Source organism: Streptomyces sp. NPDC030143 (assembly GCF_055573695.1).
This window is the reverse complement of sequence record NZ_JBVIAY010000028.1, coordinates 47,847-60,962: the sequence shown is the minus strand read 5'-3', so window position 1 is coordinate 60,962 and position 13,116 is coordinate 47,847. Positions and strand designations below refer to the sequence as shown.

Below are 13,116 nucleotides of genomic sequence, written 5' to 3'. Positions count from 1 at the left end.
TTACCCATGGGTTACCCGCCCGAGGGCAAGGTCAGACCGCCCGTGCGCCGCCCGCCGCCCCCGTGACCGAGGCTCCCTCGGGGCTGAACGCCCGCGGCGGCACCCGGCGCGCCGCCGCCCCGCTCCGACAGTACCCTGGCCAGCGCTTCCACCACCTCGGGGGCGTACTCCCCGCCGGTCCGCAGCCGCAGCTCCTCCAGGACCGCCAGGGCCCCGCCCGGACCGGCGTCGCGGGCCTTCTCCTCGTAGGCGTTGACCACCCGCACGATCCGCGCGGCCCGCGGCTGCTCCGGGTACGGGTCGGCCTGTCGTTCCACCACCGCCGCGACCTGCGCGCCCGCCCCGGTCTGGCGGACGACGGCCCCGCCGAGCAGTGCGATCCTGCGCTGTTCCTCCGGCGGCAGACCGGCGGTGGCCCCGGCCGGGACGGGATCGACGAGGCTGAGCTGCCCGATGTCGTGCATGAGGGCCGCGTACTCCAGCACGGTCAGCTCCGGCTCGGTGAGCCCCAGGTCGCGGCCGACGGCCTGGCTGAGGGCGGCGACCCGGCGGGCGTGCCCGGCCGGGGTGTACCCGGCGATCTCGGTGGCGCGGGCCAGGGAGGCCATGGTCTGCCGGTAGGTGGCGCGGACGGCCGCGTACCGGCGCAGCGACATCTGCGTGAGCAGCAGCGGCACGCAGAACAGGGGCAGCGCCCACAGCCCGACGACGGCCACGGCGAGCGCCATCACCGCGCCCGTCGCGCACACGGCCGACCCGATCCCGGGCACGGACCGCAGTTCGTCGCGGAGCAGCGGAGCGAATGGCCAGCCGGTGCGGGAGTGGGCGAGCGCGGCGGCGACCACGGCCTCGCACAGCGCGGTCAGCACGAGCAGCGCGAGCAGCAGCAGCGCGTACGCGGGGCCGCTCCAGTGGTCGAACACCCCGCGGTTGTAGAGCGGCTGGAAACACACGGCGGCGAAGCCGACGGCCAGGACCCGCCGGACGAGGTGGTCCAGGACGGGCCCCCCGCGCGCGACGTGCGGCACGCTGCCCAGCAGGGAGGCGGCGACCACGACCGCCACCACCTGGGCCACCCCGTGGTGCGTGGCGTGTCCGGCGTGCTCCCCGAGCAGCGCGTACGACAGGGAGGCGGCGGCGCCGAGCGGCGCGGCCTCCCGCAGCCCGGGCCCGCTCCACCGGGTGAGCTCGCCGACGACGACGAGCACCCCGAAGGCGAGCGCGACCGGCCGTTCCTCGACGCCCGCGCGGAAGGTGACGAGGAGGGAGGCGGTGACGAGGACGGCGGCGGCGGTGTGGAGGGCGACGAGCGGACGGCGGGAGGTCATCGGTGGGCTCCGGGCCGGTCGGGGGCGGGGGCCTGGGACGGCACGGCCGGTGGCGTCTCGTCGGCGGTCACCACCGGGTGCCAGCCGTCGCGGGCGATCACCCGGGTCAGCGCCTCGACCATGCGCGGGTCGAAGTGGGCGCCCGCGCACCGCTGGAGTTCCTCCAGGGCCACCGGCACCGGCCGGGCCCTGCTGTAGCAGCGGTTCGAGGTCATCGCGTCGAAGGCGTCGGCGACGGCCACCACCCGGGCGCACTCCGGGATCTGACTGCCCACCAGCCCGTAGGGGTAGCCGCTGCCGTCGACCCGCTCGTGGTGGTGGAGGATCGCCGCGCGCGCCTCGCCGAGGAAGGAGATCCCCCGGGTGATCTCGTGCCCGTACTCCGGGTGCAGTTCGATCACCCGCCGTTCCTCGGGGGTCAGCGGCCCGTCCTTGCGCAGCAGCCGGGTGGGCACGCCGAGCTTGCCCACGTCGTGCAGGATCCCGGCGAAGCGCAGAACCTCGACCCGCCCCTCGTCCATGCCGAGTTCGCGGGCGATGAGCATGGAGGCCTGGCCGACCCGCTCGCTGTGTCCGCGGGTGTAGCCGTCCTTGATGTCGACGGCCTGCACGAGGGCGCGGATGGTGGCCTGGTGGGCGGCCCGCTCCCGGTGGTACTGGGCGAACACCCACCAGGAGACGCCCATCGGGAACAGCACGAGCAGCGCGGCGAACGGCCCGTACGGGCTGCGCCACAGAACGGCCATCATGAGCCCGGCGAGGCCGTGCACCGCCACGGGGGCGAGCAGGCGCCGGAACAGTCCGCGCCAGACCCGCCGCAGCGGCAGCCCTTCGGCGAGCGCGAGGATCGCGCCGTCCAGGGTGGCGAGGACGAGGCAGAAGACGAGGACGGCGGCCCCGGCCGCCAGCAGGGCGCGGGGCACGTCGGACGCCATGACGGCGTCCCGCGGGTCCAGCGCGCAGTGCACCCGGGACGCGGCCCACACGCCGATCGCCAGATGGGCGGCCCGGCAGATCCGTCGCAGCAGGACGGGCCGCTGTCCGGCGAGCAGGAACAGCGCGCCGGGCAGCGGCACGAGCGCCGCGGCGGGCGGCGGCAGCAGGAAGGCCCCGGCGAGCAGCACGGGGTGGAAGGTGCCGGCGAACCGGCGCCGGGCGATCTGCTCGCCGGCCGCGTACAGCGCGGCGAGCAGCAGGACGGCCCACCAGGGCGTGCGGGCCGTCGGCGGCGGGAGCAGACAGAGCAGCGCGCCGAGGGCGACGCAGCCGACGTACGCGCGTGCCCGCGCCGGAATCCCCTCCATGTCGCCCTCCCCCGGCCACACCTACTCCAGGTTTCCGGAGCCTAGGGCGGCGGGGGACGGCGTCGCGGGCGTATCAGCCGCGGATTAGCACATTCGGGTGACGGCGGCCGGCTCGGCCGGGAGTGTCAGGACTCCTGCGGGGTCGCCGTCACGTCGTGCTCGGGAACGGCCTGGCCGGATCGGATCAGGTCGATCCGGCCCATGACCTTGGCACGCAGGTCGGTGGGTACGTCGTCCGACCCGCAGCACCGCTTGACCAGCTTCTTCACGGCCTGCTCCAGGCCGTACTTCTCCAGGCACGGCGAGCACTCCTCGAAGTGGTGCTCGAACTTCGTGCAGTCGGAGTCCGGCATCTCCCGGTCCAGGAACTCGTAGAGATGGTCCAGGACCTCACTGCAGTCCGTCTCGTGCGGCTCTCCGCAGCTCATGAGCCCGAGCCTTTCGCTTCGTCCGACTCTCCGGCGCCGGCCGGGACCAGCCCGCGCTCTCGGGCGTAGTCCTCGAGCATGCCGCGCAGCTGACGGCGGCCCCGGTGCAGCCGGGACATCACCGTACCGATGGGTGTCCCCATGATGTCCGCGATCTCCTTGTAGGCAAAGCCCTCCACATCCGCGAGGTACACGGCGATGCGGAACTCCTCGGGGATCGCCTGGAGCGCTTCCTTCACGTCCGAGTCGGGCAGGTGGTCCAGCGCCTGCGACTCGGCGGAACGCAGACCCGTCGACATGTGCGACTCGGCGCGGGCCAGCTGCCAGTCCTCGATCTCCTCGGCCGCGCTGCGCTGGGGTTCGCGCTGCTTCTTGCGGTAGGAGTTGATGAAGGTGTTGGTGAGGATCCGGTACAGCCAGGCCTTGAGGTTGGTGCCCTCGCGGAACTGGTGGAAGGACGCGTACGCCTTGGCGTAGGTCTCCTGCACCAGGTCCTCCGCGTCCGCCGGGTTGCGCGTCATGCGCAGCGCGGCGGAGTACATCTGGTCGAGGAACTCGAGCGCGTCCCGCTCGAAGCGCGCGCTGCGCTCGGCGGTCGTCTCCGCGCCCGGGTCCATGCTCGCGCCCTGGCCCTCGGGCAGCTCCGCCTGGCCGTTGTCGGTCCCTGCGTCGGTACCGGTGACCGGACCCACCTCCTCAAGATCGCGGCCGGGACCGAAGCCGGTCCCACTCGCATCGGAGGATAGACGACTACCCGCGCCTGCCGCCGCTCGAACAGGAGCGGTCTTGGCCGCGTGCAGCACCGTCCAGTCCAGGTCAGCGCGGCTGCTGCGGCTCGGGCACACAGTCGAACCCATGCGGCGGACTTCCTCTCCCACGACGTTCGTGCTGCGTTCAGCACTTCTGTCCGGCTCAACCAGTGAAGGCCCCGCAACATTCCCCGTTCTTTACCCGCACGGCGTCTTCACCCGAGTGACGTGGCCCACCCGACGACCGCGGAGCAGACGCTCTCCAACGCCTCCTCCTGGCTCACGGCCGCCCGCTTGGGCACGGCGAGCCCGTGGTCGGCGTGCGGCACCTCGACGAGCGCGAAGTCGCCCTCGGGGAACTCGTCCGGCCGCCCGAAGGAGTCGTTGCCGCCCTGGACGACGAGCGTGGGCACCCCGGCGCCGAGCAGTTCGCCGGCGCGGGACTTCTCCGGCCGGCCGGGCGGGTGCAGGGGGAAGGCGAGCGCGAGGACGGCGTGCGCGCCGAGTTCGCGGGCGGTACGGCAGGCCACCCGGGCGCCCGCCGAGCGGCCGCCGGAGATCACCGGCAGACCGGGCTCGGCCACGGCCGGCCAGATCCCGCGCCAGCCGACGTCGAGGGTCTTCGGTGCGGACCCCACCTTCTTCCCGGCCACCCGCCAGGGCTGTTCGACGAGGGCGACGGTGACGTCGTGCGCCGGGAGGACCCGGGCGAGCGCCTGGAGGTCCCGTGCCTCGATGCCGCCGCCCGCGCCGTGGCCGGCGGCCAGGACCAGCCGAGGGTTCTCCGCCCGGTGCCAGGTGATCCGGGCGGGGCCGGCGTCCGTCTCGACGATCTCGCTCATGTCAGAAGAGTGTGCCCTCCTCGGGCCCCTCCAGCTCCTTCAGCAGCTCCGCCCCGTTGTTGCGGACGTTGCTGACGGCCGTGGTGACGGGGTACGCGCGCATCAGGCCGGCCGGCGGGGGCTCCAGCAGCGCACGCAGTTCCTCGACGTCGGTGCGGGAGGGGTCCAGCCAGGCGTCCCAGCGGTCCGGGGTCAGCATCAGCGGCATCCGCGGGTGGATCTCGGCCAGGGAGTGCGGGCCCTCGGCGGGGGCGACGCCCAGCGGACTGGTCTCCGCCTCGGTCGTGATCACCGAGCAGGTGACCCACCAGGCCTGCGGATGCTCGTCCGGCAGCGTCCGGTCCCGCCAGAACTCGTACAGACCCGCCATCGCGAACACCGATCCGTCGGCCGGCAGCACGAAGTACGGCTGCTTGCGGGGCCGCTTCTTCCTGCCCTCGACCTCCAGGTCCCGCTCCTGCGCGCCGGTGACCCACTCGAAGTAGCCGTCGGCGGGCAGGATGCAGCGCCGGGCGGCGAAGGCGCGACGGTAGGAGGGCTTCTCGTGGACGGTCTCCGCGCGGGCGTTGATCATGCGGGCGCCGCCCTCGGGGGTCTTCGACCAGGACGGGACCAGTCCCCACTTCAGCTTCCGCAGCTGACGAACCGGACGCGGGTCCTCCACGTCCTTCAGAGGACGGTCCAGTACGGCATGGACCTCCTTGGTCGGGGCCACGTTGTAGTCGGGCGCCAGGGTCTCCTCGGGCTCCCACTTCTCGATGCCGAAGATTCCCGCGAGATCCTCGGGCCTGCGACTCGCTGCATACCGTCCGCACATACGTGCCACACTGCCAGACTCCGTACGACGAGAGGGAGCCACCGGACACATGGACAGCACCGCCCCCACCGCGCTGCCCGACCTCTGGGACCGACTCCTCGGCACACAGCCCGACCCCGATCTGTGGGTGGTGCTGGCCACCCTGGCCGCGGCGCTCGCCGTGGTCTCGACGCACCCGCTGTGGCGGGTCTCCCGCAACGCCATCACGATCGCCCACGAGGGCGGCCACGGCCTGGTCGCCCTGCTGACGGGCCGCACCCTGACCGGCATACGCCTGCACTCCGACACCAGCGGTCTCACGGTCAGCCGCGGCAAGCCCTACGGCATCGGCATGATCCTGACGGCGGCCGCCGGCTACACCGCTCCCCCGCTGCTCGGCCTCGGCGGCGCCGCCCTGCTCGGCGCCGGGCGCATCACCCTGCTGCTGTGGCTGGCGACGGCCCTGCTGCTGGTGATGCTGGTGATGATCCGCAACGCCTACGGGGCGCTGACCGTGATCGTCACGGGCGGTACGTTCCTGCTGGTGTCCTGGCTGGCGGGCCCCCAGGTGCAGGCGGCGTTCGCGTACGCGGTGGTGTGGTTCCTGCTGCTGGGCGGGGTGCGGCCCGCCTTCGAGCTCCAGGCGAAGCGCTCGCGCGAGGGCGCGGGCGACTCCGACGCGGACCAGCTGTCGCGCCTGACGCACGTGCCGGCCGCGCTGTGGCTGTTCCTGTTCCACGCGGTGAGCCTGTGCTCGCTGATGGGCGGGGGCAGGTGGCTGCTGGAGGGGTGACCGCCCCGGGGGGGGCGGGACGGGGCCCGGGGGCCACGACGGCGACGCACCCGAAGGACGGCCTCCCACTAAAGTGGAGCCCATGGCCCCGAACCCCGCCCACACCGCCCTCTGGCCCGCCCCGCACGCGAGCGGAGCCGTCGACGCGACGGTCCACGTGCCGGGGTCCAAGTCGGTCACCAACCGCGCCCTGGTCCTCGCCGCCCTGGCCTCCGAGCCCGGCTGGCTGCGCCGCCCGCTGCGCTCGCGCGACACCCTGCTGATGGCGGACGCCCTGCGCGCGATGGGCGTGGGCATCGAGGAGGGCGTGGGCCCCGACGGCACCGGCGAGGCGTGGCGGGTCCTGCCGGCGGGGCTGCGCGGCCCGGCCACGGTCGACGTCGGCAACGCGGGCACGGTGATGCGGTTCCTGCCGCCGGTCGCCGCGCTCGCCGACGGCCCCGTCCGTTTCGACGGCGACCCCCGCTCCCACGAGCGTCCCCTGAACGGCGTCATCGACGCGCTGCGGGTGCTCGGCGCCCGGATCGACGACGACGGCCGCGGCGCGCTGCCGCTGACGGTGCACGGCGGGGGTGCGCTGGACGGCGGCCCGGTGCGGATCGACGCGTCCTCCTCGTCGCAGTTCGTGAGTGCCCTGCTGCTCTCCGGGCCGCGCTTCAACCAGGGCGTCGAGGTCCGCCACACCGGCGCCACGCTGCCGTCCGTGCCGCACATCCGGATGACCGTCGACATGCTGCGCGCGGTCGGCGCCCAGGTCGACACCCCGGAGTCGGGCGGCGAGCCGAACGTCTGGCGGGTCACGCCGGGCGCGCTGCTCGGCCGCGACCTCACCGTGGAGCCGGACCTGTCCAACGCGCAGCCGTTCCTGGCGGCGGCCCTGGTGACCGGCGGCCGGGTGATGATCCCCGACTGGCCGGCCCGCACCACCCAGCCGGGCGACCGGCTGCGGGAGATCTTCACCGAGATGGGCGGCTCCTGCGAGCTCACCGAGTACGGCCTGGTCCTCACCGGTTCGGGTGCGATCCACGGCATCGATGTCGACCTCGCGGACGTGGGCGAACTGACCCCGGGCATCGCGGCCGTCGCCGCCCTCGCGGACTCCCCGTCCACCCTGCGCGGCGTGGCCCATCTGCGCCTGCACGAGACGGACCGCCTGGCCGCGTTGACGAAGGAGATCAACGAACTCGGCGGTGACGTCACCGAGACCGCCGACGGCCTCCACATCCGTCCGCGCCCGCTGCACGGCGGCACCTTCCACACCTACGACGACCACCGCATGGCCACGGCCGGCGCGGTCATCGGCCTGGCGGTCGAGGGCGTGCGCATCGAGAACGTGGCGACGACGGCGAAGACCCTGCCGGACTTCCCCGAACTGTGGACCGGGATGCTCGGGGCGTAAGGACTTCTGCCATGCGCCGCTACGGCAAGCACACCGACGAGGACGACATCCGCAGCCGCCCCAACCGCAAGGGCAACCGGCCGCGCACCCACATCCGGCCCAAGCACGAGGACGCCGCCGAGGGCATGGTCCTCACCGTCGACCGGGGCCGTCTGACCTGTCTGGTCGACGACCGGATCGTGATGGCGATGAAGGCCCGCGAACTGGGCCGCAAGGCGGCGATCGTCGGCGACCGGGTGGCCCTCGTCGGCGACCTGTCCGGCAGGAAGGACACCCTCGCGCGCATCGTGCGCATCGAGGAGCGCACCTCGGTGCTGCGCCGCACCGCGGACGACGACGACCCCTACGAGCGGGTGGTGGTCGCCAACGCCGACCAGCTCGCCGTCGTCACGGCCCTCGCCGACCCCGAGCCGCGCCCGCGTCTGATCGACCGCTGCCTGGTCGCCGCCTACGACGGCGGTCTGGAGCCGCTGCTCGTCCTGACGAAGTCGGACCTGGCGTCGCCGGACAAGCTGCTGGAGCTGTACGGCGACCTGGACATCCCGTACGTGGTCACCAGTCGCGACGAACTGGAGAACGGTGACGCGGCCGACCGGGTGCGCGAGTACCTGGCCGGCCGGATCACCGCGTTCGTCGGTCACTCGGGCGTCGGCAAGACGACCCTGGTCAACGCGCTGGTCCCGGAGGACCGCCGACGTCTGACGGGCCACGTCAACGCGGTGACCGGCCGCGGCCGCCACACCACGACCTCGGCCCTGGCCCTCCCCCTGGCGGGAACCGACGACTGGGTCATCGACACCCCCGGCGTACGCTCCTTCGGCCTCCACCACGTCGACCCGTCCCGGGTGATCCACGCCTTCCCCGACCTGGAGCCGGGGACGACGGGCTGCCCGCGCGCGTGCAGCCACGACGAGCCGGACTGCGCGCTGGACGCGTGGGTCGCCGAGGGGCACGCGGATCCGGCACGGCTGTACTCGCTGCGCCGGCTGCTGTCCACGCGCGAACGCACCGAAGGGGACTGACCTCCGCGTTGTTTGTGAGCGGGTGAGTCCGGTAAGAGCTCCGAACACAAGGGGAGGCCGATCGGCTCGCGGCGTCCGGTGCGTACGATCGCAAGGCGCCGGAAAACTCCTCGTGGCGCAGCCGCCAGGGGCTTTCGGCAACGCGGCGAGCGTGCGTGCCGGGCGCCGCCAGCCGGGCTCCCCTTCTGTTCGGAACTCTGGGTGCATAATCGCACCGAGCCGCACACACGGGAGGACAGCACATGGCGTGGCTGCTGGTCATCGTCGCGGGACTGCTCGAGACCGGCTTCGCCGTCTGCCTGAAGCTGTCGCACGGTTTCACCCGGCTGTGGCCGACCATCGCGTTCTGCGTGTTCGCCCTCGGCAGCTTCGGCCTGCTGACCCTGTCGCTGAAGAAGCTCGACGTCGGTCCGGCGTACGCGGTGTGGACCGGGATCGGCGCCGCGGGCACCGCGATCTACGGAATGATCTTCCTCGGCGACCTGGTGTCGACCCTGAAGATCGTCTCCATCAGCCTGGTGATCATCGGAGTGATCGGCCTGCAGTTGTCGGGGTCGGCTCACTAGCGGCGTCCCGCGGCCAGGCCGGAGCGTTGCGGTGCAGCACACCGCGCACCAGGTCGGCGACCCCGTCCTCCTCCTCCGGCGGCGCGGCCACACAGGACAGCGCGAGGCGGACGGCGAGCTCGCAGGAGCGGGCGAGGTCGGCGGCGTCCGACCGGGCCGCGCCGGGGGTGGCGAGCGCGGCCACGGCACGGTCGCGGACCGTCGCCACGAGCTCGCCGGGCGAGGGCAGCGGGCCGTCCGCCCGCCGCTGCGCCGGGACGGCGGAGGAGGACGGCACCGCCGAGAGCGTCGGCGAGGGCAGGCGTTCGCTCCAGCAGCCCGTGAGCAGGGCCCGTACGAGGGCGTTGCCGCGGGCGGCGGAGGTGGTCCACTCGGCCGCCGCGGTGAGCCGCTCGCGGACGTCGCCGTGTCCGGCCAGCGCCCGTTCGACTCCGGCGAGATAGCCGTCGGTCTCGCGTCGGACGAGCGCCCGGGCCAGCCCGTCCTTGCTGCCGAACTCGTTGTAGAGGGTCTGCCGGGACACCCCGGCCGCCGCGGCGACGTCCACCATCCGCACGGCGGCCCACGGCCGACGCGCGAGCGCCGTGAAAGCGGCGTCCAGCAGGGTTTCCCGCGCTGCAGGCATCAACGCCTCCCGGGGGCGAGCGGCTCTGCGCCCAGGTTTGACGCGCCCGCGGGCACTGTCAAGGGTGCGCGTCGCCGCTGAACGACGGTCGGTCGTGCCGCACCCCCTGCCCCGAGAGGCCGGAAGGTCCCCCCGGGACGGCACAGGCGCGCGGCAGGCGCCCCGAGGGCTCCGGCCGCGCGGCCCACCCCTCCGGTACCGACCTGGAGCCCGCCGAAACCCCTTTCCGCGCCGCGGCTCCCGACGGACCCGCAGGTCCGCGCAGCGGCCCCCGGTGGCCCCGCGCCCGCCCGGCCGGATAGCGTTCCCCCATGCCGGACTACCTCGACGACCTCCGCCTCGCGCACGTCCTCGCGGACGCCGCCGACGCCGCGACCATGGACCGTTTCAAGGCCCTCGACCTCAAGGTCGAGACCAAACCGGACATGACGCCGGTGAGCGAGGCGGACAAGGCCGCCGAGGAACTGATCCGCGGCCAGTTGCAGCGCGCCCGTCCCCGCGACGCGGTCCTCGGCGAGGAGTACGGCGTGGAGGGCACCGGTCCGCGCCGCTGGGTGATCGACCCGATCGACGGCACCAAGAACTACGTGCGCGGCGTCCCGGTGTGGGCCACCCTCATCGCGCTGATGGAGGCGGCGGAGGGCGGCTACCAGCCGGTCGTCGGCGTCGTCTCGGCTCCGGCCCTGGGCCGCCGCTGGTGGGCCGCGAAGGGCCACGGCGCCTTCACCGGCCGCAGTCTCTCCTCGGCCACCCGACTGCACGTCTCGCGCGTCTCCCGGCTCCCGGACGCCTCCTTCGCCTACTCGTCCCTCTCGGGGTGGGAGGAGCAGGGCAGGCTCGACGGCTTCCTCGACCTCACCCGCGAGGTCTGGCGCACGCGCGCGTACGGCGACTTCTGGCCCTACATGATGGTCGCCGAGGGTTCGGTGGACCTGTGCGCGGAACCGGAGCTCTCGCTCTGGGACATGGCGGCCACGGCGATCGTGGTGACGGAGGCCGGCGGCACCTTCACCGGTCTCGACGGCCGCCCGGGCCCGCACAGCGGCAACGCGGCCGCGTCGAACGGGCTGCTTCACGACGAGTTGCTGGGGTACCTCAACCAGCGCTCCTGAGCCTCACAGATGAGCGCACGCGCCCTCAATTGGCCGCGTGCGCCCTCTTGTTGCCCTCCGCTGTGCCTGCGACCCTGAGAGCACCCCCACTTGTGAATTTGTGAACCGCCGACTTGTCCGAGCGGTTCCAGGAGGTGACTCGACACCCATGCCGGTACGCGACGAACCCATGCTGGTGCGCGACGCGATGACCACCCTGGTCCTCACCATCGGTCCCGACCACACCCTCCGTCAGGCCTCGGCCCTGATGTCCGCACGCCGCGTCGGCGCGGCCGTGGTACTCGACCCGGACGCCGGCGGCATCGGCATCCTCACCGAGCGGGACGTCCTCGACTCCGTGGGCCTCGGACAGGACCCGGACGCGGAACGCGCCCACGCCCACACCACCAACGACGTCGTCTTCGCCACTCCCACCTGGACCCTGGAGGAGGCCGCCCGCGCGATGACCCACGGCGGCTTCCGTCACCTGATCGTCCTCGACGGCGGAGAACCCGCCGGCATCGTCTCGGTCCGCGACATCATCCGCTGCTGGGCGCCGGCCCGGCAGCCCGCGTCCGCCCTCTGAACGACGGGCGGAGCATCACGGACGGGCCGGACCCCCGCTCATGGGGATCCGGCCCGTCCGCTCACGACAAGCGGTCCAGTGCTGGAGTTCAGCCGCGCAGGGCCTGGACCGCGGCCTCCAGCCGCTTGCCGTAGTCCGCGTCGGCCCGACGGAAGTTGTCGATCGCGCGCTCGACGATGTCCCCGCGCGAGACCTTCGCGAGAAAGCCCGCCAGGTTGGCGACCAGGCGTTCCCTCTCCTCCTCCGACATCAGGCGGTACAGGGCGCCCGCCTGCACGAAGTCGCCGTCCTCGGCGTGCACCGGCGCCTCGTGACCGCCGGTGACACCGGCCACCGGGACGGGCTGCCACAGCGGACGGTCCGTCTGCGACGGTCCGCCGAAGCTGTTCGGCTCGTAGTTCTTGGCGCCGCCGTGACGGCCGTCGTACAGCAGGCCGTCCCGGGCGTGGGTGCGCGCCACGGTGGCGTGCGGGCGGTTGACCGGCAGGTGGTCGGCGTTGATGCGTACGGGGTGACGTCGGCGGTGGCCGTGAAGGTGCCGTAGGCCCCGGCACCCCGGGCGTGCACCACGCGCTCGGGGATCCGCTCGCGGTTGAAGTGCGCGAGCTTCTCCAGCAGCAGCTGGTCCTGGACGAGCACCGAGCCCGCCGACGCCCGCGGTCTCGCTGTTCTGATCGTCGGCGACCGGCGCGCCGGCCTCCGTCGTCAGCGGTCCCTGCGTCACGAGCGCCTCCCGCGTCATTACTGACCGTTTTTGTCACCACGGCCGAAGTCAGGACCGATCATATAATAGACTTAGTCTAAGTCAAGCAGAGATCCAAGTTAACACCGGTTCGGGACATAGAGGGCCCCTGCTGCTAGACTGTCTGCCATGAGTGACCTTCTGGAACGGCTGCGCGGACGCGGATGGCGGATGACCGCGCAGCGGCGCGTCGTGGCCGAGGTCCTCGACGGCGAACACGTCCATCTGACGGCCGACGAGGTCCACGCGCGGGCTGTCGCCAAGCTGCCCGAAATCTCCCGGGCGACCGTCTACAACACGCTCGGTGAGCTGGTCTCGCTGGGCGAGGTGCTCGAAGTCGCCACCGACAAGCGCGCCAAGCGGTACGACCCGAACGCCCACCGCCCGCACCACCACCTGGTCTGCGCCCGCTGCGGCTCGATCAGGGACGTGCACCCGACCGGCGATCCGCTGGCCGACCTCCCCGACTCCGAGCGCTTCGGCTTCGCGGTCTCGGACGTCGAGGTCACCTACCGCGGCATCTGCCCGAACTGCACGGCGGCGTAGGCCTTTTACACGCGACGCCCGACTGTCCGACGCGCGAGGCCCCGGCACCTTCCCACGAAGGCGCCGGGGCCTCACCGCTTTTCAGGACCACCACGGCGCCTCGCAGCGGCTCAAGGACAGTTGAGGGGGCCGGGGCGGTCCGGCGGCCTCAGTTGCCGACCAGCGGTACAAACACCGAGGGCCGGAATCCTGATCAGGATTCCGGCCCTCGGCCTGGAGTAGCGGGGACAGGATTTGAACCTGCGACCTCTGGGTTATGAGCCCAGCGAGCTACCGAGCTGCTCCACCCCGCGTCGATG

At 73.0% G+C, this 13,116-nt stretch carries 14 protein-coding genes, 1 tRNA gene and 2 pseudogenes; 7 read left to right on the top strand and 10 right to left on the bottom strand.

The features are described from left to right. Positions 1–11: 11 nt before the first annotated feature. The 6 genes from ACZ4YY_RS32715 to ACZ4YY_RS32690 all read right to left on the bottom strand — a co-directional run bounded on the left by ACZ4YY_RS32715 (position 12) and on the right by ACZ4YY_RS32690 (position 5,468). On the bottom strand, positions 12–1,328 hold the full coding sequence (locus ACZ4YY_RS32715) for an HD-GYP domain-containing protein (RefSeq protein WP_468298518.1): 1,317 nt from the start codon (positions 1,326–1,328) through the stop codon (positions 12–14). After that, positions 1,325–2,632, bottom strand: coding sequence for an HD-GYP domain-containing protein (locus tag ACZ4YY_RS32710; RefSeq protein ID WP_468298516.1), 1,308 nt, complete (start codon positions 2,630–2,632; stop codon positions 1,325–1,327). The genes ACZ4YY_RS32715 and ACZ4YY_RS32710 overlap by 4 nt, the downstream gene beginning before the upstream one ends. Before the next feature lie 125 nt (positions 2,633–2,757). Continuing rightward, positions 2,758–3,060: a mycothiol system anti-sigma-R factor gene (gene rsrA / locus ACZ4YY_RS32705; protein WP_468298514.1), complete on the bottom strand. Its 303-nt coding sequence runs from the start codon at positions 3,058–3,060 to the stop codon at positions 2,758–2,760. Beyond that, positions 3,057–3,752, bottom strand: a complete 696-nt coding sequence (sigR, locus tag ACZ4YY_RS32700) for an RNA polymerase sigma factor SigR (protein WP_468298512.1) — start codon at positions 3,750–3,752, stop codon at positions 3,057–3,059. Before sigR ends, rsrA begins: the two co-directional genes overlap by 4 nt. A gap of 272 nt (positions 3,753–4,024) precedes the next feature. Then, the gene (locus tag ACZ4YY_RS32695) at positions 4,025–4,651 is read right to left on the bottom strand and encodes an alpha/beta hydrolase family protein (RefSeq protein ID WP_468298510.1); all 627 of its coding nucleotides are present in this window, start codon (positions 4,649–4,651) and stop codon (positions 4,025–4,027) included. A 1-nt stretch (position 4,652) separates the two neighbouring features. Continuing rightward, a complete protein-coding gene (locus ACZ4YY_RS32690) occupies positions 4,653–5,468 on the bottom strand; it encodes an SOS response-associated peptidase (protein ID WP_468298508.1) in 816 nt (271 codons plus the stop codon). Between the two features lie 49 nt (positions 5,469–5,517). Between ACZ4YY_RS32690 and ACZ4YY_RS32685 the strand changes: the two genes are divergently transcribed. The 4 genes from ACZ4YY_RS32685 to ACZ4YY_RS32670 all read left to right on the top strand — a co-directional run bounded on the left by ACZ4YY_RS32685 (position 5,518) and on the right by ACZ4YY_RS32670 (position 9,227). Continuing rightward, entirely contained in the window at positions 5,518–6,240 is a 723-nt protein-coding gene (locus ACZ4YY_RS32685; RefSeq protein WP_468298506.1) for a M50 family metallopeptidase, read from the top strand. A gap of 82 nt (positions 6,241–6,322) precedes the next feature. Continuing rightward, the gene (aroA, locus tag ACZ4YY_RS32680; protein WP_468298504.1) at positions 6,323–7,639 is read left to right on the top strand and encodes a 3-phosphoshikimate 1-carboxyvinyltransferase; all 1,317 of its coding nucleotides are present in this window, start codon (positions 6,323–6,325) and stop codon (positions 7,637–7,639) included. A gap of 11 nt (positions 7,640–7,650) precedes the next feature. After that, positions 7,651–8,661 (top strand): ribosome small subunit-dependent GTPase A, encoded by a 1,011-nt coding sequence (rsgA, locus tag ACZ4YY_RS32675; RefSeq protein WP_468298502.1) that lies wholly within the window; start codon positions 7,651–7,653, stop codon positions 8,659–8,661. A gap of 242 nt (positions 8,662–8,903) precedes the next feature. Next, on the top strand, positions 8,904–9,227 hold the full coding sequence (locus tag ACZ4YY_RS32670; protein WP_264934928.1) for a DMT family transporter: 324 nt from the start codon (positions 8,904–8,906) through the stop codon (positions 9,225–9,227). On the opposite strand, the gene ACZ4YY_RS32665 is transcribed toward ACZ4YY_RS32670, so the two are convergent. Next, entirely contained in the window at positions 9,184–9,852 is a 669-nt protein-coding gene (locus ACZ4YY_RS32665) for a TetR/AcrR family transcriptional regulator (protein WP_468298499.1), read from the bottom strand. The two genes, ACZ4YY_RS32670 and ACZ4YY_RS32665, sit on opposite strands and share 44 nt — an antisense overlap. A 311-nt stretch (positions 9,853–10,163) precedes the next feature. On the opposite strand from ACZ4YY_RS32665, the gene hisN reads away from it, so the two are divergent. Together hisN and ACZ4YY_RS32655 are read left to right on the top strand one after the other, a co-directional pair. Then, positions 10,164–10,964 (top strand): histidinol-phosphatase, encoded by an 801-nt coding sequence (gene hisN, locus ACZ4YY_RS32660; protein ID WP_468298497.1) that lies wholly within the window; start codon positions 10,164–10,166, stop codon positions 10,962–10,964. 169 nt (positions 10,965–11,133) lie between these two features. Further along, complete coding sequence (locus ACZ4YY_RS32655; protein WP_468298560.1) at positions 11,134–11,529, top strand: CBS domain-containing protein; 396 nt, start codon at positions 11,134–11,136, stop codon at positions 11,527–11,529. An 88-nt stretch (positions 11,530–11,617) separates the two neighbouring features. Here the strand turns inward: ACZ4YY_RS32655 and ACZ4YY_RS32650 are convergent. Together ACZ4YY_RS32650 and ACZ4YY_RS32645 are read right to left on the bottom strand one after the other, a co-directional pair. Then, a pseudogene (locus ACZ4YY_RS32650) lies at positions 11,618–12,040 on the bottom strand (catalase-related domain-containing protein); the annotation flags it as partial. 14 nt (positions 12,041–12,054) lie between these two features. Then, positions 12,055–12,168 (bottom strand): annotated as a pseudogene (locus tag ACZ4YY_RS32645) (catalase); the annotation flags it as partial. Between the two features lie 232 nt (positions 12,169–12,400). Here ACZ4YY_RS32645 and ACZ4YY_RS32640 point away from each other — a divergent pair. Continuing rightward, positions 12,401–12,817 (top strand): Fur family transcriptional regulator, encoded by a 417-nt coding sequence (locus ACZ4YY_RS32640; protein ID WP_468298495.1) that lies wholly within the window; start codon positions 12,401–12,403, stop codon positions 12,815–12,817. 219 nt (positions 12,818–13,036) lie between these two features. On the opposite strand, the gene ACZ4YY_RS32635 is transcribed toward ACZ4YY_RS32640, so the two are convergent. Continuing rightward, positions 13,037–13,110: transfer RNA gene (locus tag ACZ4YY_RS32635), tRNA-Met, on the bottom strand. Positions 13,111–13,116 lie beyond the last annotated feature (6 nt).